At 72.5% G+C, this 21501-nt stretch carries 18 protein-coding genes, 2 tRNA genes and 3 pseudogenes; 21 read left to right on the top strand and 2 right to left on the bottom strand.

Annotation, left to right across the window (positions count from 1 at the left end; translation table 11 throughout):
* Positions 1 to 94, top strand: a pseudogene (locus AB0B01_RS06860) (small secreted protein); the annotation flags it as partial.
* On the opposite strand, the pseudogene AB0B01_RS06865 reads toward AB0B01_RS06860, so the two are convergent.
* A pseudogene (locus AB0B01_RS06865) lies at positions 86 to 286 on the bottom strand (glycosyltransferase); the annotation flags it as partial. The pseudogenes AB0B01_RS06860 and AB0B01_RS06865 sit on opposite strands and share 9 nt — an antisense overlap.
* Positions 287 to 444: 158 nt before the next feature.
* On the opposite strand from AB0B01_RS06865, the gene AB0B01_RS06870 reads away from it, so the two are divergent.
* The 7 genes from AB0B01_RS06870 to AB0B01_RS06900 all read left to right on the top strand — a co-directional run bounded on the left by AB0B01_RS06870 (position 445) and on the right by AB0B01_RS06900 (position 6876).
* A complete protein-coding gene (locus tag AB0B01_RS06870; RefSeq protein WP_361713670.1) occupies positions 445 to 1473 on the top strand; it encodes a glycosyltransferase family 2 protein in 1029 nt (342 codons plus the stop codon).
* A 3-nt stretch (positions 1474 to 1476) separates the two neighbouring features.
* Positions 1477 to 1899, top strand: a complete 423-nt coding sequence (locus AB0B01_RS06875) for a GtrA family protein (protein WP_361713671.1) — start codon at positions 1477 to 1479, stop codon at positions 1897 to 1899.
* Between the two features lie 95 nt (positions 1900 to 1994).
* The gene (gene proB / locus AB0B01_RS06880; protein WP_361713673.1) at positions 1995 to 3122 is read left to right on the top strand and encodes a glutamate 5-kinase; all 1128 of its coding nucleotides are present in this window, start codon (positions 1995 to 1997) and stop codon (positions 3120 to 3122) included.
* A 61-nt stretch (positions 3123 to 3183) separates the two neighbouring features.
* Positions 3184 to 3600, top strand: a complete 417-nt coding sequence (locus AB0B01_RS06885) for a hypothetical protein (RefSeq protein ID WP_361713675.1) — start codon at positions 3184 to 3186, stop codon at positions 3598 to 3600.
* 148 nt (positions 3601 to 3748) lie between these two features.
* Positions 3749 to 5026, top strand: a complete 1278-nt coding sequence (locus AB0B01_RS06890; protein WP_361713677.1) for a glutamate-5-semialdehyde dehydrogenase — start codon at positions 3749 to 3751, stop codon at positions 5024 to 5026.
* 76 nt (positions 5027 to 5102) lie between these two features.
* Positions 5103 to 5654, top strand: coding sequence for a hypothetical protein (locus tag AB0B01_RS06895; RefSeq protein WP_361713679.1), 552 nt, complete (start codon positions 5103 to 5105; stop codon positions 5652 to 5654).
* A gap of 70 nt (positions 5655 to 5724) precedes the next feature.
* A complete protein-coding gene (locus AB0B01_RS06900; protein WP_361713681.1) occupies positions 5725 to 6876 on the top strand; it encodes a hypothetical protein in 1152 nt (383 codons plus the stop codon).
* On the opposite strand, the gene AB0B01_RS06905 is transcribed toward AB0B01_RS06900, so the two are convergent.
* On the bottom strand, positions 6860 to 7954 hold the full coding sequence (locus AB0B01_RS06905; protein WP_361713682.1) for a M48 family metallopeptidase: 1095 nt from the start codon (positions 7952 to 7954) through the stop codon (positions 6860 to 6862). The two genes, AB0B01_RS06900 and AB0B01_RS06905, sit on opposite strands and share 17 nt — an antisense overlap.
* 141 nt (positions 7955 to 8095) lie before the next feature.
* Here AB0B01_RS06905 and AB0B01_RS06910 point away from each other — a divergent pair, with 141 nt between their 5' ends.
* From AB0B01_RS06910 to AB0B01_RS06970, 13 genes and pseudogenes are all read left to right on the top strand, one after another.
* The gene (locus tag AB0B01_RS06910; protein ID WP_361713684.1) at positions 8096 to 8263 is read left to right on the top strand and encodes a hypothetical protein; all 168 of its coding nucleotides are present in this window, start codon (positions 8096 to 8098) and stop codon (positions 8261 to 8263) included.
* An 89-nt stretch (positions 8264 to 8352) separates the two neighbouring features.
* Positions 8353 to 8970: a nicotinate-nucleotide adenylyltransferase gene (gene nadD, locus AB0B01_RS06915; protein WP_361713685.1), complete on the top strand. Its 618-nt coding sequence runs from the start codon at positions 8353 to 8355 to the stop codon at positions 8968 to 8970.
* Positions 8971 to 8993: 23 nt separating this feature from the next.
* On the top strand, positions 8994 to 10700 hold the full coding sequence (locus tag AB0B01_RS06920) for a LytR C-terminal domain-containing protein (protein WP_361713687.1): 1707 nt from the start codon (positions 8994 to 8996) through the stop codon (positions 10698 to 10700).
* A 108-nt stretch (positions 10701 to 10808) separates the two neighbouring features.
* Positions 10809 to 11255 (top strand): ribosome silencing factor, encoded by a 447-nt coding sequence (gene rsfS, locus AB0B01_RS06925; protein WP_361713689.1) that lies wholly within the window; start codon positions 10809 to 10811, stop codon positions 11253 to 11255.
* Positions 11252 to 11935, top strand: a complete 684-nt coding sequence (locus tag AB0B01_RS06930; protein WP_361713898.1) for a histidine phosphatase family protein — start codon at positions 11252 to 11254, stop codon at positions 11933 to 11935. Before rsfS ends, AB0B01_RS06930 begins: the two co-directional genes overlap by 4 nt.
* 179 nt (positions 11936 to 12114) lie before the next feature.
* Positions 12115 to 12187 (top strand) — tRNA-Ala (locus AB0B01_RS06935).
* A gap of 150 nt (positions 12188 to 12337) precedes the next feature.
* Entirely contained in the window at positions 12338 to 12571 is a 234-nt protein-coding gene (locus AB0B01_RS06940) for a hypothetical protein (protein ID WP_007264019.1), read from the top strand.
* Between the two features lie 216 nt (positions 12572 to 12787).
* A tRNA-Ala gene (locus AB0B01_RS06945) sits at positions 12788 to 12860 on the top strand.
* 248 nt (positions 12861 to 13108) lie between these two features.
* Positions 13109 to 15982, top strand: coding sequence for a leucine--tRNA ligase (gene leuS, locus AB0B01_RS06950; RefSeq protein WP_361713691.1), 2874 nt, complete (start codon positions 13109 to 13111; stop codon positions 15980 to 15982).
* 129 nt (positions 15983 to 16111) lie between these two features.
* On the top strand, positions 16112 to 16855 hold the full coding sequence (locus AB0B01_RS06955; RefSeq protein WP_361713693.1) for a hypothetical protein: 744 nt from the start codon (positions 16112 to 16114) through the stop codon (positions 16853 to 16855).
* A gap of 201 nt (positions 16856 to 17056) precedes the next feature.
* Positions 17057 to 17902, top strand: a complete 846-nt coding sequence (locus AB0B01_RS06960; protein WP_361713695.1) for a DegV family protein — start codon at positions 17057 to 17059, stop codon at positions 17900 to 17902.
* 154 nt (positions 17903 to 18056) lie between these two features.
* Positions 18057 to 19034, top strand: a complete 978-nt coding sequence (locus AB0B01_RS06965) for a ComEA family DNA-binding protein (protein WP_361713697.1) — start codon at positions 18057 to 18059, stop codon at positions 19032 to 19034.
* Positions 19031 to 21403, top strand: a pseudogene (locus tag AB0B01_RS06970) (ComEC/Rec2 family competence protein); the annotation flags it as partial. The gene AB0B01_RS06965 and the pseudogene AB0B01_RS06970, both read left to right, overlap by 4 nt.
* Positions 21404 to 21501 lie beyond the last annotated feature (98 nt).

The following is a 21501-nucleotide window of genomic DNA, read 5'->3' on the forward strand; positions in this document are numbered from 1 at the left end:
CGACTCCGCGGCGTTCCAGCAGATCTCGGACGCATACAAGTCGATGGCCTCCGCCCTCACCTCGGCCGGGGACCCGCCGGTCAAGGACGCGGAAGGCCCGCACCCTGCCCGGGTGTGCGGCTTCGAGCTCCTGGGCGACCGAGTATGACCGGTCCTTGCTGCAGTCGTCGACGATCACGACTTCGACCCCGTGCAGGGTCTGGTCCAAAACCGACTGGACGGCTGTCGGCAGACGCTCTGCGTCGTTGTAGACGATGACGACCACGGAGACGTCAGGCACGTGCACCTCGATCCCTTTGTTCCATTCCGCTTATCCCGTCCAAGCTACCGTGTGCCGCACTCACCTCAGGCAGGTCGACCCTCGGCGTGCATACTTCTAAGGAAGAGGTGAGTGGCGGGTCCGGTCGCCGACAATCACCCGTTCGGACCCAGCAGGAAGTGTTCATGACGAAGCTGTCCGTAGTCGTCCCTTGCTACAACGAAGAAGCCGTCATCGACAGCTTCGACGTCGAGATCCGCAGGGTCCTGGACTCCCTCCCCGTCGAGTACGAGGTCTGCTACGTCGACGACGGCAGCCGCGACGCCACCCTCGCCAAGCTCCGCAAGATCGCCGCCGAGCACGGCGACCGTACCCGCTACGTGTCCTTCAGCCGCAATTTCGGCAAGGAGGCCGGCATGCTCGCCGGCCTGCGCGAAGCCACCGGCGACGCCGTCGTGATCATGGACGCGGACCTCCAGCACCCGCCGGAGCTCATCGCGACCATGCTCGACTACTACCGGCAGGGCCACGACCAGATCATCGCCCGGCGCACCCGCGAGGGCGACAAGAAGGTCCGCTCGGTGCTCAGCCGCCTCTACTACCGCGGGGTCAACCGCTGGGTCGACGTCGAACTCACCGACGGTGTCGGCGACTTCCGGATGTTGTCCCGGCCCGCCGTCGACGCCCTGCTCTCGCTGCCGGAGTACAACCGCTTCTCCAAGGGGCTCTTCTCCTGGATCGGCTTCGACACCGTCCACTTCGACTACCGCAACGCCCAGCGCGAGGCGGGCGAGACGAAGTGGAAGTTCGGCTCCCTGCTGAACTACGCCATGGACGGGCTGATCTCCTTCAACAACCGCCCGCTGCGCATCGGCATCTGGGCGGGCGTGTCGCTGGTGGGGCTGGTCGCCCTGTACGCGCTGTGGATCGCCGTCATGGCCATGACCCACGGGGTCGACGCCCCCGGCTACGTCACCCTCGTCGCGATCATCGTCGGCATCGGCGGCGTTCAGATGATCATGCTGGGCCTGATCGGCGAGTACATCGGACGTATCTACTACGAGACCAAGCGCCGGCCGCACTTCCTGGTCAAGGAAGCGCACGGCGCGGACCCCCACGCCCGGCCCGCCCCGCAGCCTGCCGGGGCGGAACGCGAACGGGGCGGTCTGTCGGCCGGCCGGCCGACCGTCTCCGCCGAGCGCGACGGGCGCTGAACGATGAGAGAGCAGCTCGGCCAGATCTTCCGCTTCGCCCTCGTCGGCGGCGTCAACACCGGCACCTTCTTCGGCATCTACCTGCTCCTGCACCCCTGGATGCCGTACTTCCTCGCCTACACCCTGGCCTTCCTGCTGGCGATGGTCGGCTCGTTCTTCATGAACACCTACTTCACCTACCGGACGAAGCCGACGTGGAAGAAGTTCCTGCTCTTCCCGCTGACGAACGTCACCAACTACGTGATCCAGTCCGCCGGCCTGTACGCCCTGGTGACCTGGGCCGGGATGGACACCCGGATCGCGCCGCTGGTCGCCGCCGTCGTCGCCATCCCGTTCACCTACCTGCTCTCCCGCAGGATCCTGGTGCCGGGAGCCGCCCGGGCCGAGGAGCCGGAGCCCTCGCCGTCGGCGCGGTCCACGGTCTGAAACCCCCGCGCAGGCGCTCGCGCCCACCCCGTAGATTGAGGTGGCAGACGTAGACGGACCGGCAAGGCGTACCGGCAAGGGGCAAGGGGACAGACGTGTCAGCGGCTAGGCAGGGTGTCGTGGACGCCCGCAGGATCGTGGTCAAGGTCGGCTCCTCCTCCCTGACCACCGCGGCCGGCGGACTCGACGCGGACCGGGTGGACGCCCTGGTCGACGTCCTGGCCAAGGCCCGCAGCGGCGGCGAGAAGGAGATCGTCCTCGTCTCCAGCGGGGCCATCGCCGCCGGGCTCTCCCCGCTCGGCCTGCGCCGGCGCCCCAAGGACCTGGCCCGGCAGCAGGCCGCCGCGAGCGTCGGCCAGGGCCTGCTCGTGGCCCGGTACACCGCCTCCTTCGCCCGCTACGGCATCCGTGTCGGCCAGGTCCTGCTGACCACCGACGACACCAGCCGGCGCGCCCACTACCGCAACGCGTACCGGACCCTGGACCAGCTGCTCGCCATGGGCGCACTGCCGGTCGTCAACGAGAACGACACCGTCGCCACGGACGAGATCCGCTTCGGCGACAACGACCGGCTCGCCGCCCTCGTCGCCCACCTGGTCCGCGCCGACCTCCTCGTCCTGCTCTCCGACGTCGACGGCCTCTACGACGGCGACCCCTCGCAGCCCGGAACCACCCGGATCGAGGAAGTGCGCGGGCCCGAGGACATCGCGCACGTCTCGATCGGCAGCGCCGGCAAGGCGGGGGTCGGCACCGGTGGCATGGTCACCAAGGTCGAGGCGGCGCGGATCGCCGCGGCGGCCGGGATCCCCGTCGTCCTCACCTCCGCCAGCCAGGCGGCCGACGCACTGTCCGCCCGCGCGACGGGCACCCTCTTCCACGCCACCGGGCGCCGCTCGGCGGACCGCCTGCTGTGGCTCCAGCACGCCTCGACCCCGCAGGGGCACCTCGTCCTCGACGAGGGCGCCGTCCGCGCGGTCACCGAGCGCGGCAGCTCGCTGCTGCCCGCCGGGATCGCGGCCGTCGAGGGCGAGTTCACCGCCGGCGACCCGGTGGAACTGCGCGCCCCCGACGGCCGGGCCGTCGCCCGGGGACTCGTCAACTTCGACGCCAGGGAACTCCCGCAGCTGCTGGGGCGCTCCACGCGCGAGCTGGCGCAGGAACTCGGACCGGAGTACGAACGGGAGGTCGTCCACCGGGACGATCTGGTCCTGCTGCAGGGCTGAGGTTCGGCAAAACCGCCGCGCGGAGGGCCGGGGACTGGTCAACTGTGAGGGGCGGACACGCATGGGCGCAGACAGGAGGCGGCTGGTGAGACGAGCGCTGACCAGCATCAGCGGCGGCGGGGACGAACAGGACGAAGCCTCGCGCCTCTGGCACGTCACCCTGAGCGTCTCCGGCAAGCCGGCGCCGCTGTCGGAGGTGCGGCGCGGGCTGGAGCAACTGGCACACGACCATCCCTTCCTGCTGACGAGCCGGTACGCCGACGACCACGCGGAGATCCGGTACTGGGAGGAGGCCCGCGACCTCCACGACGCGGCGGCCGTCGCCCTGCGGCTCTGGGGCGAACACCGCTCCTCGGCGCAGCTCCCGCCGTGGGAGATCGTCGGCCTGGAGGTCATCGACCGCGCCACCTACCACCTCCGCGTGGCGGAGGGCTACGGCCCGCCCCCGGCCCACCCCGTGGGCGTACACCCGTACTGACCCGTTCCACGCGTTCCGTCCGGTGACCGCGGCCCCGGGCCCGGGGAGGCCCGGGCGGGCCCCGGCGGCGCGGGCCCCGGCCGTCGGGGTGTCTCGCGGGGTGGAAACCCCGCTCGGGCCGGTGGGGCCGGGGATTACCCTGGGCCGCATGACCTCGCTCGACGCCACCGCCTCGCCCGTCCTCGCCACCGCACACCGCGCCCGTACCGCCGCCGCGGCCATCGCCCCGCTCCCGCGGTCCGCCAAGGACACCGCCCTGCTGGCCATCGCGGACGCGCTGGAGGCCCGTACGGCCGAGATCGTCGAGGCCAACGCCGAGGACATCGCCAAGGCCCGCGCAGCCGGCACCAGCGAGACCGTCGTCGACCGCCTCACCCTCACCCCCGACCGCGTCGCGGCCATCGCCTCCGATGTGCGCGACGTCGCCGCCCTCCCCGACCCCGTCGGCGAGGTCGTCCGCGGCTCGACCCTCCCCAACGGCATCGACCTGCGCCAGATCCGCGTCCCCCTCGGTGTGGTCGGCATCATCTACGAGGCGCGCCCCAACGTCACCGTCGACGCGGCCGCCCTGTGCCTGAAGTCCGGCAACGCGGTCCTCCTGCGCGGCAGCTCCTCCGCCTACGCCTCCAACACCGCCCTGGTCACGATCCTGCGCGACGCCGTCGAGAGCACCGGCATCCCCGCGGACGCGATCCAGCTCGTGCCCGGCGAGTCCCGCGACTCCGTCCGCGAGCTGATGCGGGCCCGCGGCCTCGTCGACGTCCTCATCCCGCGCGGCGGCGCCTCCCTCATCAAGACCGTCGTCGAGGAGTCCACCGTTCCGGTCATCGAGACCGGTACCGGCAACTGCCACGTCTACGTGGACGCCCAGGCCGACCTCGACATGGCCGTGGACATCCTCGTCAACTCCAAGGCGCAGCGGCCCTCCGTCTGCAACTCCGCCGAGACCCTCCTCGTCCACCGCGACATCGCGGACGCCTTCCTGCCGCGGGCCCTCGACGCCCTCGCCGAGGCCGGCGTCACCGTCCACGGCGACGCACGTGTCCTCGCGGCCGCCGAGGACTCCAAGGCCACCGCGCTCCCGGCCACCGACGAGGACTGGGCCGCCGAGTACCTCTCCTACGACATCGCCGCCGCCGTCGTGGACTCCCTCGACGACGCCGTCGGCCACATCCGCCGCTGGACCTCCGGGCACACCGAGGCGATCGTCACCACCTCGCAGGCCGCCGCACGCCGCTTCACCCAGCTGGTCGACTCGACCACCGTGGCCGTGAACGCCTCCACCCGGTTCACGGACGGCGGACAGTTCGGCTTCGGTGCCGAGATCGGCATCTCCACCCAGAAGCTGCACGCCCGCGGCCCCATGGGCCTTCCGGAACTGACCTCCACCAAGTACATCGTCACCGGCGACGGTCACATCCGGTAACCGGGCCCCGCACACCGGGTGGCCGGATTTCGAGCATGCCCTGCCCAAAGCAGCCCACCGGGTCTACGCTGATGCTGTGCCGGACGACGTGGGGGGCAAATTCCCGGACGACGGGGAGCCCGACGACGACCGCGGAGGCGCGGATCAGGACTTCGCCTCCGTGGTGTTCGACGAGGACTTCGTCCAGAGCGCCGAGATCCATGAACCCAGTGCCGCGGAGCGCCAGCGCGCCGCCGACTTGGCGCGCGCCGAGGCGGAAGCCGCCCGCGCCGTGGCAGGCGGCTGGACGACCGACGAGGACCACGACCGGTACGGCTACGGCCACGCCGACGGGTACGGCCTCGACGAGCCCGACGGCTGGGAGCGCGGCCACGGCGGCTGGGGAGACGGACCGTACGGGGCCTACGGCGGCAGCCTGCGGCCTTACCGCGGCCGCTCGCCCTGGCTCCGGCCGGTCGCCTGGGTCCTCGCCGTCGTGATGGGCCTGGGCATGGTCGCCCTCGCCTTCAGCGCCGTCTACCGCAGCGCCTCGGGCGAGGCGGAACCCGCCCCCGCGCCCGCCAGCACCCCGCGGACGGAAGTCACCGGCGCCGGAGCGTTTATGTACCCCGTCGGCCGCCAACCCTGAAAGTACGACCCCGCTCCTCTTCTCGGCGGAGCCGGGGGCTTCTCTGAAGCGGGGACAGCGGGGAGAAGCAATGGCCGTGCCAGGAGATCCACCCGACGGCACCCCCGAAGGCATCGGCGGGGGCGACGAGGAGTTCCGGTCGGACGAGTACCGGTCGGTGGTGTTCGACGAGGATTTCGTCCGCGCTGCCCGGCTCCAGGAGTACTCCGCCGAGGAACGCATGGGCGAGCATGCCCGGGCCGTACGCAGCCGCTCCATCTGGTCGGGCGCCGGCCCCTCCCGGCCCCGGACGGGCGCCCCGGGCCGGGGCGCGCGGCAGGGGATGGTGCTCGTGCTGCTGATCGCCGTGGCCTTCGCCGCGGCCGTCTACATGGGCCTGCGCAACCCGGCCCTGCCGCAGGGGGAGGCCCGTACCGAGCCGCTGTCCAGCACGGTCGTGCCCCTCGCGCCCACCACCCCCGTGCCCGGCGGGCGCCCCATCGACCTGTACGCGGCCGGCCCGGCCGCCGACTACCGTGTCGGGGCGGCCGGGATCACCCTGCCCGCCGTCCGCCGCACCACCCATTTCACCGACGCCCAGGTCGTCACCGCCCTGTCCGTGGCCAAGGACTACCTGGTGCAGTCCTCCATGGACCCGGACGTGCTGGCCGGCGCCGCTTCCCGGCCCGTAAGGGTCCTGCTCGACCCGGACCAGGTGGCCCAGTTCGACCGCAGCATGACCTCGCCCTCCGGTGACGGGCACCACGCGGCCACCGGCTGGCTGGTCCGCTTCGACCCGGGCACCGCCGTCCTCGCCGACTCCCGGGTCCGGGTGAGCGGCACCCTCGTCTTCGACGAGGTGTCCCCGGACGTGCTGGAGGTGTTCACCGACCACACCTTCGTGTACGCGGTGCGCCCCGCCACCGGGGCCCCGGCCGCCGCCGACGGTGCCTCGCTCTTCACGGTCCGGCGCGAGCTGCGGCTGCGCTTCGACCGGGAAGACCTCGCGGTCCGGCGGGCGGAGCTGGTGACCGCCTACGTGATGGCCGGCCCGCACGACTGCGCCACCGACCCCGCCGCAGGCTTCCGCCCGCTCCTGGCCGGAGCCGGCCCGACCACGGTCGGCCCGCCCGCGAGCGACCCGTACGCCAGCGGGCACCCCCGCCGCACCGCCGGGCTCTGCGGCGTACTGGCGCCGACGGCGAGCACGCCGCCGACGCAGCCCGTCAGCCCTGCCCCGTAGTCCCCTTGCCCTTGCCGTCCGCGTCCGGGTCGGAGGCACGGGCGGCTCCCGCACCGGCGGCTCCCGTGAACTTGTCGCGGAGCCGGCCGCCCAGGTCGCCCGCCCCGCCGGCGATGTCGCCCACGAGCTTCATCAGCGGATCCTTGCTGGTGCGCACCGACTCGGCGTAGTGCGCGGCGGACTCCCGGAACGAGTCCGTCACCGAGGTGTCCGGGTCCTCGTCCCGCCGCGGGTAGTGCCCGTCCATGATCCGCTGGTGGTCCCGGCTCTGCGACCACTTCTTCAGCTCCGCGGCCCGCACGGTCGTGAAGGGATGCGTCCGCGGCAGCATGTTGAGGATCTTCAGCACCGAGTCGCGCAGGTCGCCGCTCTGCTCGTACTCCTCGGCCTGGGCCAGGAAGGCGTCCACATTCATCTCGTGGAGGTGGTGGCCGCCCGCCAGCTTCATCAGCCCCCGCATCGAGGCGTTCACGTCCTGCCCGACGAGCAGCCCCGCCCGGTCCGCCGACAGCTCCGACTTGCGGAACCACTCCCGCAGCGCCGTCACGATCGCCATGATCGCCACATTGCCCAGCGGGATCCAGGCGACCTTCAGCGCGAGGCCCGTCAGGAACAGCAGCACGGTGCGGTACACGGAGTGCCCCGACAGCGCGTGGCCCACCTCGTGGCCCACCACCGCCCGCATCTCCTCCTCGTCCAGCAGCTCCACCAGGGCCGTGGTCACGACGATGATCGGCTCGTCCAGTCCGATGCACATGGCATTCGGCTTCGGGTCCTGCTGCACGTACATCTGCGGGACCTTCTCCAGGTCCAGGATGTAACAGGCGTCGCGGAGCATGGCGTACAGGTGCGGGAACTGCGTCTCGCCCACCCGCACCGAGTCCGACAGGAACAGCAGCCGCAGGCTGCGCTCCGGAAGCAGCCCGCTCAGGGCCTTGAAGACGGTGTCGAACCCGCTCAGCTTGCGCAGCGCGACCAGCGCCGAGCGGTCCGCCGGGTGCTCGTACGCCCGTGAGGAAATCCCCGGGAACCTCCTGCGGTCCCGCGCCGGTGCCTTCTCGAAAACCGTCCCGCTCATGACGCCCTCCCCCTCGATCGGCCAGTCTGCACGTGCGTCTATCCTCTCCAACGCCTGAGTCGGCGTGAGCGTGCCCCAGGCCCCCGCATACGATGTGAGCGAAGTCTCCGCTCGCTCCCCGACTCGATAGGTACCTGCCTGATGAGCCTCTCCTCCACCGCCCACAACCTGGTCGTTCTCGCCTCGGAGGGTGCCGAGCAGCACGGCGGCAACCACGCAAGCCTGAACCCGTACCTGACCGGCGGCGGCGCGCTGTTCATCCTGCTGCTCCTGCTCTGGGTGACCACGCGCCTGAACCGCGACCGCTAGAGCCCGGCCGACGCCGTCGCGCCCGCGTGTCGCGTACGAGCCCGAAGGCCGGTCCGGCTCGCTCCACCGGGCCAGTAGGCTCTGCGCTCATGGGAGAGCAGGAGATGCCTACCGGCCCGGTCAAGCGCCGGCTCGGCGTGATGGGCGGGACGTTCGACCCGATCCACCACGGACACCTGGTGGCCGCCAGCGAGGTGGCCGCCCTGTTCCACCTCGACGAGGTGGTGTTCGTGCCGACGGGCCAGCCGTGGCAGAAGTCGCAGCGGGCCGTGTCCCCGGCCGAGGACCGCTACCTGATGACGGTCATCGCGACGGCCTCGAACCCCCAGTTCTCGGTGAGCCGCATCGACATCGACCGCGGCGGGCCGACGTACACGATCGACACCCTGCGGGACCTGAGCGCGCTCAACCAGGACGCCGACCTGTTCTTCATCACCGGCGCCGACGCCCTCGCACAGATCCTGACCTGGCGCAACGCCGACGAGCTGTTCTCGCTCGCCCATTTCATCGGAGTGACCCGGCCGGGCCACGTCCTCACCGACGACGGACTGCCCGAGGGCGGGGTCTCCCTGGTCGAGGTGCCCGCACTGGCGATCTCGTCCACGGACTGCCGTGCTCGGGTCGCCAAGGGGGACCCGGTCTGGTACCTGGTGCCCGACGGTGTGGTGCGCTACATCGACAAGCGTGAGCTGTACCGGGGAGCCTGAGCTTCCGGAGAGAGGGGCCCTCGGTGGACGACCGACAGCAGCCGTACGACCCGTACGCCGCCCAGGAGCAGCAGTTCATCGGCTACGACGCGTACGGGCGGCCGGTGTACGGCCAGGTGCCCGCGCAGCCCGCCCCGCCTGACCCGCAGTACGAGCAGCACTACGGACAGCAGCAGAGTCAGCAGCAGAGCGAGCAGTACGGCTACGAATACCAGGGCTACGACGGGCAGCAGTACTACCCCCAGCAGCCCGCCGCCGCGGACTACGGGCAGCAGCAGTACCCCCGGCCCCAGGAGGCCCAGGCCGCCCAGGCTCCCTCCTACGGCTACGACACCCGCCAGGCCCAGCAGTGGATCCCGCAGCAGACCGCCCCGGAGCCCGCCGGGCCCCCGGCGGATCCGGAGCCCGAGCCGCGCAGGGCCGCCCAGGTCCCCGAGCCGCGCCGCGCCGAGTCGGCGCAGGACACCCCGGACTACCGCACCGAGCAGTTCGCCTTCATCGACCAGCCGGACGAGGACTCCGAGGACGTCATCGACTGGCTCAAGTTCACCGAGAGCCGCACAGAGCGCCGCGAGGAGGCCCGCCGCCGCGGGCGCAAGCGGGTGGTCGCGCTGGTCGTCGTCCTCGCCCTGCTGCTCGTCGGCGGTGTCGGCTACCTCTGGTACGCGGGCAAGCTGCCGTTCCTCGACGGCCCCGGCCGGAAGAAGGACACCGCGGCCGCCTCCGGGCCGCAGAAGCGCGACATGATCGTCGTCCACCTCCACAACACGAAGAAGGGCGGCACTTCCACGGCGCTGCTCGTCGACAACGTGACCACGCAGAAGGGCGCCACCGTCCTGGTGCCGAACACCTTCAACGTCCCCAAGGACGACGGGACGGGCGGGCCGCTCGGCAAGGCGGTCGAGGACGGCGGTCTCGGCGTGCGCGAGTCCCTCGACTCGGTCCTCGGCACCCACATCGGCGGCACCTGGCGCCTGGACACCCCCTTCCTGGAGAACCTGGTCGAGCTGGTCGGCGGCATCGAGGCCGACACCGACACCGCGGTCCCGGCTGACGAGGCCGCCAAGACCCCGGCCGTCGCACAGGGCCAGAAGCAGCACCTCAGCGGCGCGATGGCCGTCGCGTACGCCACCTACCGGGCGCAGGGCGAGCCGGAGGCCAAGCAGCTGGACCGCCTGGGCAAGGTGCTCTACGGCGTGCTGCGCAAGGTCCCCGGCGACCCGAAGTCGGCCACCGTCACCGTCGAGAGCATGGGCCAGATCCTCGACCCGGCCCTGAACGCCCAGACCCTCGGGGCCCTGCTCGCCAAACTCGGCGAGCACGCCAAGGAGGGCGCGTACCGCACCGACGTCCTCGCGGTGAAGCCGGACGGCACGCTCACCGACGACAGCAGCAAGAACGTCGTCAAGGAGGTGCTCGGCGGCAGCTTCACGGCCGCCCAGGCCGGCACCGCCCCCCGCGTCGGGCTCAAGGACGCCACCGGCGACGAGAAGACGCAGATCGCGGCGAAGGCGGCCCTGCTGAACGGCGGCTACACCTTCGTGGACGGCGGCAGGGCCGACAAGACGCAGTCCACCACGCAGATCACGTACCAGGACGACGCACAGCGGGCCAGGGCGGTCGATGTCGCCAAGACGCTGGGCCTGCCGGAGACGGTCGTGAAGAAGGCCGAGAACGCCGTGAACGCCGACGTCGTGGTCACCCTGGGCAAGGACTACAAACCGTCCTGAGCCGGCCCCCGGCCGTGCCACCGCCCGCGCGGAACGCTGCGCGCGGGCGGTGTCGGCGGTACATGAGACCCTTGTAGGGATCTGCCCGCCAACCCGAAAGCATGGCCAGTGACCGCCACGGACCGCTCCATCGAGCTCATCACGACCGCCGCCCAGGCCGCGGCCGACCGGCTCGCGCACGACATCATCGCGTACGACGTCAGCGACGTGCTGTCGATCACCGACGCCTTCCTGCTCGCTTCGGCGCCCAACGACCGCCAGGTCAAGTCGATCGTCGACGAGATCGAGGAGCGCCTGCAGAAGGAGCTCGGGGCCAAGCCGGTGCGCCGGGAGGGCGACCGCGACGCCCGCTGGATCCTGCTCGACTACGTCGACATCGTCGTCCACGTGCAGCACAGCGAGGAGCGCGTCTTCTACGCGCTGGAGCGCCTGTGGAAGGACTGCCCCGAGATCGAGCTGCCCGAGGACGCCAAGCTGACCAAGGGCAAGGCCGAGGAGCACGCCAAGCTGCGGGAGGCGGCCGGCGACGACGAACTGGACGGTGATCTGTTCTGAGCACGACCAGCACGAGCGGCACCAGCGGCACGACGAACGGTTCGAAGACCGGCCGCAAGATCGTCCTGTGGCGGCACGGGCAGACGGCCTGGAATCTGGAGCGCCGCTTCCAGGGCTCCACGGACATCGAGCTGACCGAGACGGGCCGGGCGCAGGCGCGCCGGGCCGCCCGGCTCCTCGCCTCGCTGAAGCCGGACGCCATCGTGGCCTCCGACCTCCGGCGGGCCTCGGCCACGGCGGCCGAGCTGGCCTCCGTCACCGGCCTGCCCGTGGCGCACGACGCGGCGCTGCGCGAGACGTACGCCGGCGAGTGGCAGGGCCTCACGCACGAGGAGATCCTCGGGAAGTACGGCGAGCAGTACGCGGCGTGGAAGCGCGGCGAGCCCGTCCGCCGGGGCGGCGGCGAGCTGGAGACCGAGGTCGCCGACCGGGCGGCGCCGGTGGTGCTGGAGCACGCGGACCGGCTGCCGCAGAGCGGCACGCTCGTCGTGGTCAGCCACGGCGGGACCATCCGCACGACCATCGGGCGGCTGCTCGGCCTGGAGGCGCACTACTGGGAGGGCCTGGGCGGGCTCTCCAACTGCTGCTGGTCCGTCCTCGGTGAGGGCGCGCGCGGCTGGCGCCTGCTGGAGCACAACGCCGGCACGCTGCCGGAACCGGTGCTCGGCGACGACGACTGACGCACGCCGACGGGCGGCCGGCGGACGACCGGACGGACGGCTGCGGGACGACTGACGGCGGCCTGACGGCCGTCCGGGGGCCGTTCCCACCCGGATTTCACTTTCCGGCTGGTCACAGGCTAAAGTTCTTCTTGTTCGCAGCGCGGAACACCGGAAACGGGGGGAGCGCGGCGGAGAGCGGGGCTATAGCTCAGTTGGTAGAGCGCCTGCATGGCATGCAGGAGGTCAGGAGTTCAATTCTCCTTAGCTCCACAATCAGGATCCCGTCCCCAACAGGGGGCGGGATTCTTCTGTTTGTCCCTTCCGTCCTCTGCGCCGGCTGACCTGCCCCGCGCCCGCGTGGCAGAATCGGACAGCCGAAGGGGGAGTCGACGGCCCGACGTGGGAGGGAGTCGCTGACGGATGGGTGCACACCGGCGGCGGTGCGACTGGTGCAACAACGGCACGCCGATCGTGCGGGACATGGAACCGGTCAACCCCGACTACCAGTACTGGTGCGAGGAATGCGCACGGGCGTTGATCATAAAAGGCGACCCGATCGAGACGTACCGCGAGCTGGAGGGCGAGCCGATCTACGGCCGGCTGCTCGACGAGCACTGCACGCTCAAGCGGTTCTACCAGTTCGCCAGGGCCTAGACGGCGTTCCCGCCTCCGGGCGGTGTCCGGGTCGGGCCCGGGCCGCGGTCCGGGGCGCGGTCCGGGACGTGGGCTGGCCGCGACGGGGCGAATCGGGCAAATCCCCTCGCCCGGAAACCGATTTTTGGACCTGGGCCATGACCGTGTAATGTTCTCGATGTCGCCAGGGGGAACCGGCAAGGGAAACCGAGCAGGAGCCCGGCGGCAGAGAAGCAAGGGGCTATAGCTCAGTTGGTAGAGCGCCTGCATGGCATGCAGGAGGTCAGGAGTTCAATTCTCCTTAGCTCCACAGTGAAGAAGCGGGTCACCCGGATCGGGTGGCCCGCTTCTCGTTGTGCGGAACGGTCGAGCGGCTGCGGGGACCGCTGCGGTACCCTGACGCCATGCGTGCCGTACGCCTTCTGCTTACCGAGCCGCGCTGATCAGTGCCGACCCTTCGAGACGGTCGGCATCGGCGCGGCGCCCCCTCCTGTGCGAGGGGTTTTTTCGTTTGGGCAGGCAGAGACGGCAGAGACGATCGATGGAGCTTCAGGAATCATGAGCGAGACGAACACCCCGGCCCCCGAGGCGGCCGAGGCGCACCGTTACACGGCTGCCCTGGCCGCCGACATCGAGGCACGCTGGCAGGACGTATGGGACGCGCAGGGCACCTACGAGGCCCCGAACCCGACCGGTGACCTGGCCGGGGACCCGGCGGTCGTCGCCCGTCCCAAGAAGTTCATCATGGACATGTTCCCGTACCCCTCCGGTGCGGGCCTGCACGTCGGCCACCCGCTCGGCTACATCGCCACGGACGTCTTCGCCCGCCACCAGCGGATGACCGGCCACAACGTCCTGCACACCCTGGGCTTCGACGCCTTCGGCCTGCCGGCCGAGCAGTACGCCGTCCAGACCGGCACGCACCCGCGCGTCTCCACCGAGGCGAACATCGAGAACATGAAGGTCCAGCTGCGCCGGCTGGGTCTGGGCCATGACAAGCGCCGGTCGTTCGCGACGATCGACCCGGACTACTACAAGTGGACCCAGTGGATCTTCCTGCAGATCTACAACTCCTGGTACGACGCCGACGCGCGCAAGGCCCGGCCCATCGCCGAGCTGGTCACCGCCTTCGAGAACGGCTCCCGCGAGGTGCCCGGCGGGCGCGCGTGGGCCGAGCTGACCGCGGGCGAGCGGGCCGATGTACTGAACGAGTACCGGCTGGCGTACGCCTCGGACGCGCCGGTGAACTGGTGCCCCGGGCTGGGCACCGTACTGGCCAACGAGGAGGTCACCGCGGACGGCCGCTCCGAGCGCGGCAACTTCCCGGTCTTCAAGGCCAAGCTGAGCCAGTGGAACATGCGGATCACCGCCTACGCCGACCGGCTGCTGGACGACCTGGACGCGCTGGACTGGCCCGAGGCCATCAAGCTGCAGCAGCGCAACTGGATCGGCCGCAGTGAGGGCGCGCGCGTCGACTTCCAGGTCGGCGACGCCGGCGCGATCACCGTCTTCACCACCCGCCCCGACACCCTGTTCGGCGCCACGTACATGGTGCTGGCGCCCGAGCACGAGCTGGTCGAGAAGATCGTCCCCGCCGAGTGGCCCGAGGGCACCCACCAGGTGTGGACCGGCGGCGCGGCGACCCCGGGCGAAGCCGTGGACGCGTACCGCAAGCAGGCCGCCCAGAAGTCGGACGTGGAGCGCCAGGCCGAGGCCAAGGACAAGACCGGTGTCTTCACCGGCGCCTACGCCACCAACCCGGTCAGCGGCGACCTGGTCCCCGTCTTCATCGCGGACTACGTGCTGATGGGCTACGGCACCGGCGCGATCATGGCCGTCCCGGCGCACGACTCCCGCGACTTCGCCTTCGCGCGGGCCTTCGAGCTGCCGATGCGCTGCGTCGTGGAGCCCTCGGACGACCGCGACGCCGACCCGGCGGAGTGGGACGACGCGTTCACCTCCTACGACGGCACCATCGTGAACTCGACCGGCGAGGGCATCTCCCTGGACGGCCTGGGCGTCGTCGAGGCCAAGTCCGCCATCACGGCGTGGCTGGCCGAGCAGGGCATCGGTGAGGGCACCGTCAACTTCCGGCTGCGCGACTGGCTGTTCAGCCGCCAGCGGTACTGGGGCGAGCCCTTCCCCATCGTCTACGACGAGGACGGCGTCGCCCACCCGCTGCCCGAGTCGATGCTGCCTCTGGAGCTGCCCGAGGTCGAGGACTACTCGCCGCGCACCTTCGAGCCGGACGACGCCGCCTCCCAGCCCGAGACCCCGCTGTCGCGGAAGTCCGACTGGGTCAACGTCGAGCTGGACCTGGGCGACGGCCGCGGCGTGCGCTCGTACCGCCGCGAGACCAACACCATGCCGAACTGGGCCGGTTCCTGCTGGTACGAGCTGCGCTACCTGGACCCGCACAACGACTCCTCCCTGGTGGACCCGGAGATCGAGCAGTACTGGATGGGGCCGCGCGAGGGCGCCCCGCACGGCGGTGTCGACCTGTACGTCGGCGGCGCCGAGCACGCGGTGCTGCACCTGCTGTACGCGCGCTTCTGGTCGAAGGTGCTGTTCGACCTGGGCCACGTCTCCTCGGCCGAGCCGTTCCACAAGCTGTTCAACCAGGGCATGATCCAGGCGTACGCCTACACCGACGAGCGCGGCGTGTACGTCCCGGCGGCCGAGGTCGAGGAGCGCGACGGCGGCTACTTCCACCAGGACAAGCCGGTCAAGCGCGAGCACGGCAAGATGGGCAAGTCCCTGAAGAACGCGGTCACCCCGGACGAGATCTGCGAGGAGTACGGCGCGGACACCCTGCGTCTGTACGAGATGGCGATGGGCCCGCTGGACGTCTCGCGCCCGTGGGACACCCGGGCCGTGGTGGGCCAGTACCGGCTGCTGCAGCGCCTGTGGCGCAACGTCGTGGACGAGGAGACCGGCCAGGTCACCGTCGTCGACGCCGAGCCGGGCGAGGAGACGCTGCGGGCGCTGCACAAGGCGATCGACGGGGCCGGCTCGGACATGGCGGGCCTGCGGTTCAACACCGCCATCGCCAAGATCACCGAGCTGAACAACTTCCTGACGAAGGCGGGTCGCCCGCTGGAGCGCTCGGTCGCGGAGCGCCTGGTCCTGCTGATCGCCCCGCTGGCCCCGCACATCGCGGAGGAGCTGTGGCACCGCCTGGGGCACACCGAGTCGGTCGTCCACCAGGACTTCCCGGTCGCCGACCCGGCGTACGTCGTGGACGAGAGCGTGACCTGCGTCGTCCAGATCAAGGGCAAGGTCAAGGCCCGGCTGGAGGTACCGCCGGCGATCTCCGAGGGTGACCTGGAGCAGCTGGCGCTGACCGACGAGGCGGTCGTGGCGGCGCTGGGCGGTGCGGAGATCCGCAAGGTGATCGTGCGGGCGCCGAAGCTGGTGAACATCGTCGTCTGAGGCGCCGGACCGGATCTTCCGGGCTAGGGGTCTTCCCGTACGGGCAGGTTGGGGGTTCGTTCGGAACCCCTGGCCTGCCCGTGGCGTTTACGGTGGAGGGGACGGCAAGCAGTAGGGGAAGGGAACCTCATGGAGGCGGGCGCGTTGGTCATCATCATGGCCCTGTTGGTGCTGTTCGCCTTCATGGGCCTGGGGCTGTGGGCCACCGTGAAGGCGGTCGGCGCGGCGAAGCGGGGGGTGGACCGTACGATCCACCAGGCCCGGCGGACCGTGGAGGACACCACCTTGAAGGCTCGGAGCCTCGGCCAGGTCGGCGTCGCGGGCGCCTTGGCGCAGCTGCGGCTGGACCTGCGGACGTCCATGCGTGCCACGCAGCAGGCCTTGCACCAGGGGGTTCAGACGGATGCCTCGTTGAAGGAGTCGATCGGGCTGTTCGAGCGGCTCAGTGCCCACGGGCGCGAGCTGGACGACGAGCTGAAGCGGCTGGAGCAGGAGCCGGACCGCAAGCGCATCGCCGACAACCTGCCTGACCTGCGGGAACGGGTGGGGAAGATCACGCAGGCGGCGGACTCCCTGCGCTGGGCCGCCAGGGACCGCGCCCGCCGCTTCGCGGAGGACGAGCTGTCGGTGCTGTCGGAGCAGATCAAGATGGAGTCGGGCGCGCTGCGGGACTGGTCCCGGGAGCCGGTGGACGACCTGGCGGCGGCCGCAGCGGCCTGGGACGCGACGCAGGCGCAGGGACAGGGCGGCGGGGCGCCGTCGGAGGGGCAGGGACAGGCTCCGTCCGCGGACCGGCCTCAGGCCCTGGATCCCGCGGCGCCGACCGTTCGCTACCCCTGGCAGAAGGCCCCGCGCCCGGAATCGACGACCTGAGCCGCCGCCGTCCGGCCGTCGCCGGGTTCGGTCGTGGGATTCGGGCGGGAACGCGGCCCCTTTGGGCCGGGTCGCCGGGACGGGTCGCGGTGTGGGGGCGGCGAGTTGGGGTGCCTTCCGTACGGCGCGGGCCGGTGAGGCATGATCCGGGTCCCGGGCACAGGGTGCCGTCCCGCCCCCACTGGCGGTAACCTCCGGCTCATGTCCCGCCATGTCGCGATCGTCACCGATTCCACGGCCTACCTGCCCCCACAGGCCCTGACGCGGCACGGGATCACCTCCGTCCCGCTGACCGTGGTCCTTGGCGGGGAGGCCCTCGAAGAGGGCACCGAAATCTCGGCCCGCAGCCTCGCCCTGGCCCTCCAGAAGCGCCGCTCGGTCACCACGTCCAGGCCCAGCCCCGAAGAGTTCGCCCGCGCCTACGAGGCGGCTGCGGAGGCCGGTGCGACCGGGATCGTCAGCCTGCACCTGTCCGCCGAGTTCTCCGGCACCTACGACGCCGCCGTGCTCGCCGCCAAGACCGCGCGGGTGCCCGTGCGCGTGGTCGACACCGGCATGGTCGCGATGGCCCTCGGCTTCTGCGCCCTCGCCGCCGCCGAGACGGCCGACGCAGGCGGAACCCTGGACGAGGCCGTGGCCGCCGCTGAGAAGCGGGCCGCCGACATGTCGGCCTACTTCTACGTCGACACCCTGGACTACCTGCGCCGGGGCGGCCGCATCGGCGCCGCGAAGGCCCTCCTCGGCTCGGCTCTCGCCGTCAAGCCGCTGCTCACGCTGGACGGTGGGCGCATCGAGATGCTGGAGAAGGTGCGTACGGCCTCCAAGGCCATCGCCCGGCTGGAAGAGCTGGCGGTCGAGCGCGCCGGAACGGGCAGCGTCGACGTGGCCGTGCACCACCTGGCGGCGCCGGAGCGGGCCGAGAAGCTCGCCGAGCGGCTGCGTGAACGCATCCCCGGCCTGGTCGAGCTGCACGTCAGCGAGGTCGGCGCGGTGATCGGCGCGCACACCGGACCGGGGCTGCTGGCGGCGGTCGTCTCGCCCCACTGAGCTCGGCTTCGTACCGGGCCCGGCCCGCGGCGGGCGCCCGCCACTGCCTCCCCCGGGCACCGGAACGGGTGGTGGAGTTATCCACAACGGACGGGTTATGCACCGGAATTGAGGGGTCCGAGCGGGGTGGGGGAGGGGCCCCTACCGTCGTGGCATGACTCTTCGCACACGACGTTCGCATCCCGCCGGCGCCACCAGCGGCCCCGGTCGTCCCCGTCTCTCCGACGGCCGGCTCCGACACCGCCGCGGTCGCCGGCCGGTCCCGCCCCCCGAGCCGGGGGCCGTGGCGGTACGCCGCCGGGCGGAGGCCCTGCTCGGGGGCAGCGGCCCGCCGCAGGTGCCCGTGCCTGGGCCCCCGCCGGATCCGGTCCGGGCGCCGGTCGCCGCGGATCCCGGGGCCGCGCCGGATCCCGGGCCGGATCGGGTGGCCGGGCCCGGGCCGGAGCCGCCGCGTGCGGTGTCCGGGGCGGCCTTGCGATGGCTTGCCGTCCGCGAGCGGCTGCCGATGTGGTTGCAGGCCCGGTGCGGGGTGGAGCCGCGTGCTGTGGCAGCGGTGGCGGTGGTGCTGGCCGCCGCGGTGGCCTTCGGGGTCCAGCAGTACTGGTCGGGCCGACCGGAGCCGGTGACCGCCCCGGCGGTGGTCGCGCCGACGGCGGGACCGGCCTCGGCGGGCGGGCCCGAGGGGGCTACTGGACCGCCGGCCGGTACCGGGGGCGCGGGCGTCGTGGTGGATGTCAGCGGCAAGGTGCGTGACCCGGGGGTGCGCAGGCTGCCCGCCGGTTCGCGGGTGGAGGATGCGCTGGCCGCCGCCGGGGGCGTGCGGCCGGGCACCGACACCACCGGGCTCAACCGGGCCCGGGTGCTGGTGGACGGCGAACAGGTGCTGGTGGGCGCCCCCGCGCAGCCCCTCCCGGGCGGAGCCGGGGCGAGTCCGGCTCCCGGCCCGCTGAGCCTGGGCACGGCCACCGTCGAGCAGTTGGACGGCCTGCCCGGGGTCGGGCCGGTGCTGGCGCAGCACATCGTGGACTTCCGGACCGCCCGCGGCGGTTTCCGGTCCGTGGAGGAGCTCCGCCAGGTGGACGGCATCGGGGAGCGGCGCTTCTCCGACCTGCGCAAGCTGGTGCGGCCGTGAACCGCCCCGAGGCGCCGGGCCCGGTGGATCTGCGCCTTGCCGTGCCGGCGCTGGCCGCGTGGGCGGGGGCCGCCCTCGCGCTCGGTGCGCCGGCCGGTCGGACCGCCGTCGGGGTGGGGCTCGGCGTCATCGGCGCCGGACTGTTGGTACTGGGCGGGTGCCGGCGTCCGGAGCGGCTGTGGAAGCTCGGTACCGCCGCGGCCCTGGCTCTGCTCGCCGCCTCGGCGGGGGCCGGGGTGGCGGGCCTCCAGCAGGCCGAGGCACGGGCCGGGCCGGTCGTGGGACTCGCCGGAGAGCGGGCCAGGGTGCTGGCCGAGCTCACCGTCAGCTCCGACCCGCGAACCGCCCGGAGCGGGAGCGGGTCGCCCGCGGTGGTGCTGGACGCCGTACTGACCCGGGTGACCGGGCCCGACGGGACGCAGAGTCGCGTCGAGACCCCCGTACGGGTCGTGGCCGGGCACTCGCAGTGGGCCCGGCTGCTGCCCTCCACGCGGGTGGAGGTGGTTGCCCGGCTGGCTCCGGGCCGGGCAGGGGAGCGGGCCGTGGCGCTGCTGCGCCCCGCCGAAGACACCCCGCCGCGGGTGGCCGGCGGGCCCGACGCCCTCCAGCGGGCCGCCGGGAGGCTGCGGGCCGGGCTGCGCGAAGCCACCGAGGGGCTCGCGCCGGATGCCAGGGCCCTGCTGCCCGGGCTGGTGGTCGGGGACACCGCGCGGGTGCCGCCCGACCTGGACGAGGCGTTCCGGGCCACCGACCTGCTGCATCTGCTGGCCGTCTCCGGGTCCAACCTGACCGTGGTGCTGTTCCTGCTGATCGGCCCGCCGGCCCGTGCCCAGCAGGCGGAGCGGAGCGGGCTCGCGCCCCGGCTCGGGCTCTCGCTGCGGGCGACCGCCCTGTGCGGGACGGCGCTGACGCTGGCGTTCGTCGTGGTGTGCCGGGCGGAGCCGAGCGTGCTGCGGGCCGCGGCCTGCGGGACGGTGACCCTGCTGGCCCTGGCCACCGGGCGGCGCAGATCCCTCGTCCCCGCCTTGGCCGCGGCCGTGCTGCTGCTGGTGCTCTGGGACCCGTGGATGGCCCGCAGCCCCGGCTTCCTGCTCTCGGTCCTGGCCACCGGGGCCCTGCTGACGCTCGGCCCCCGGTGGAGCGAAGCCCTGCGGCGGCGCGGGATGCGGCCGCGCTTCGCGGAGGCGCTGGGGGCAGCCGCCGCGGCGCAGGCGGTGTGCGCACCGGTGGTGGCTGTGCTGTCGGCGCGGGTGAGCCTCGTGGCGGTGCCGTGCAACCTGCTGGCCGAGCTCGCGGCGGGTCCCGCGACCGTGCTCGGCTTTGCGGTACTGGCCGCCGCCCCGCTGTGCATGCCCGCCGCCGAGCTGATCGCGCGGTGCGCGGGGGTGCCCGCCGGGTGGATCGCGGCCGTCGCCAGGACCGGGGCCCGGCTGCCCGGAGCCGAGTTCGCCTGGCCGGGCGGGGTGTCCGGGGGCCTGCTGCTGGCCGTGGTCACCCTCGCCGTCGTGGTGCTGGGGGCCCGGCTGGTGCACCGGCCGTGGGTGTGCTCGGGCCTGGCGGTGCTGCTGCTGCTCACCCTGCTGCGGCCGCCGCAGTTGACCCGTACGCTCACCGGCTGGCCCCCGCCCGACTGGAGTTACGTGCAGTGCGCGGTGGGGCAGGGGGACGCCGCCGTCCTCGCCGCGGGAGCGGGTGCGGCCGTCGTGGTGGACGCCGGTCCGGAACCCGGCCCGGTGGACGCGTGCCTGCGCGCCCTGGGGGTGTACCGGGTGCCGCTGCTCCTGCTGACGCACTTCCATGCCGACCACGTCGGCGGCCTGGCCGGGGTGCTGCGGGGCAGGACCGTGGGGGTGATCCAGACCACCACACTGGAGGAGCCGGCCGGGCAGGCCGCGTTCGTCCGCCGGACCGCGGCCGCCGCCCGGGTGCCCGTCGTACCGGCGAAGGCGGGCGAGCGGCGCAGGGTCGGAGCGCTGGAATGGGAGGTGCTGTGGCCGCCGCCGGAGGGTCCGCCGCCCGAGGGGCCCAACGACGCGAGCGTGGCCCTGCTGGTGCGCAGCGCCGGCCTCACCCTGCTGCTGCTCGGCGACCTCGAACCCCCTGCGCAGCAGGCGCTCCTGAGCGGCCGTCCGGACCTGGGGCCGGTCGACGTCCTGAAGGTCGCCCACCACGGCTCGGCCCATCAGGATCCGGGCCTGCAGGACCGGATCCGGCCCCGGCTGGCGCTCGTCCCGGTCGGCGAGGGCAACCGCTACGGGCATCCCGCGGCGGGCACGCTCGCGCGGCTGCGGTCGAGGGGGGCCACCGTTCTGCGCACGGACACCGACGGCTCGATCGCCGTGAGCGGGAGCGGCCCGCTCCTGCGGGCGTTCCCGTCCGGCCGGCGGCGCCGACGACACGGGCGGACGGGGCGGCCCGCTTCTGTTTGCCCCCAACCCGACAGCATGATCGAATGCGTTTTCGCCAG

Source organism: Streptomyces sp. NPDC044571, assembly GCF_040647115.1.
In the GTDB taxonomy this organism is placed as follows: Bacteria; Actinomycetota; Actinomycetes; order Streptomycetales; family Streptomycetaceae; genus Streptomyces.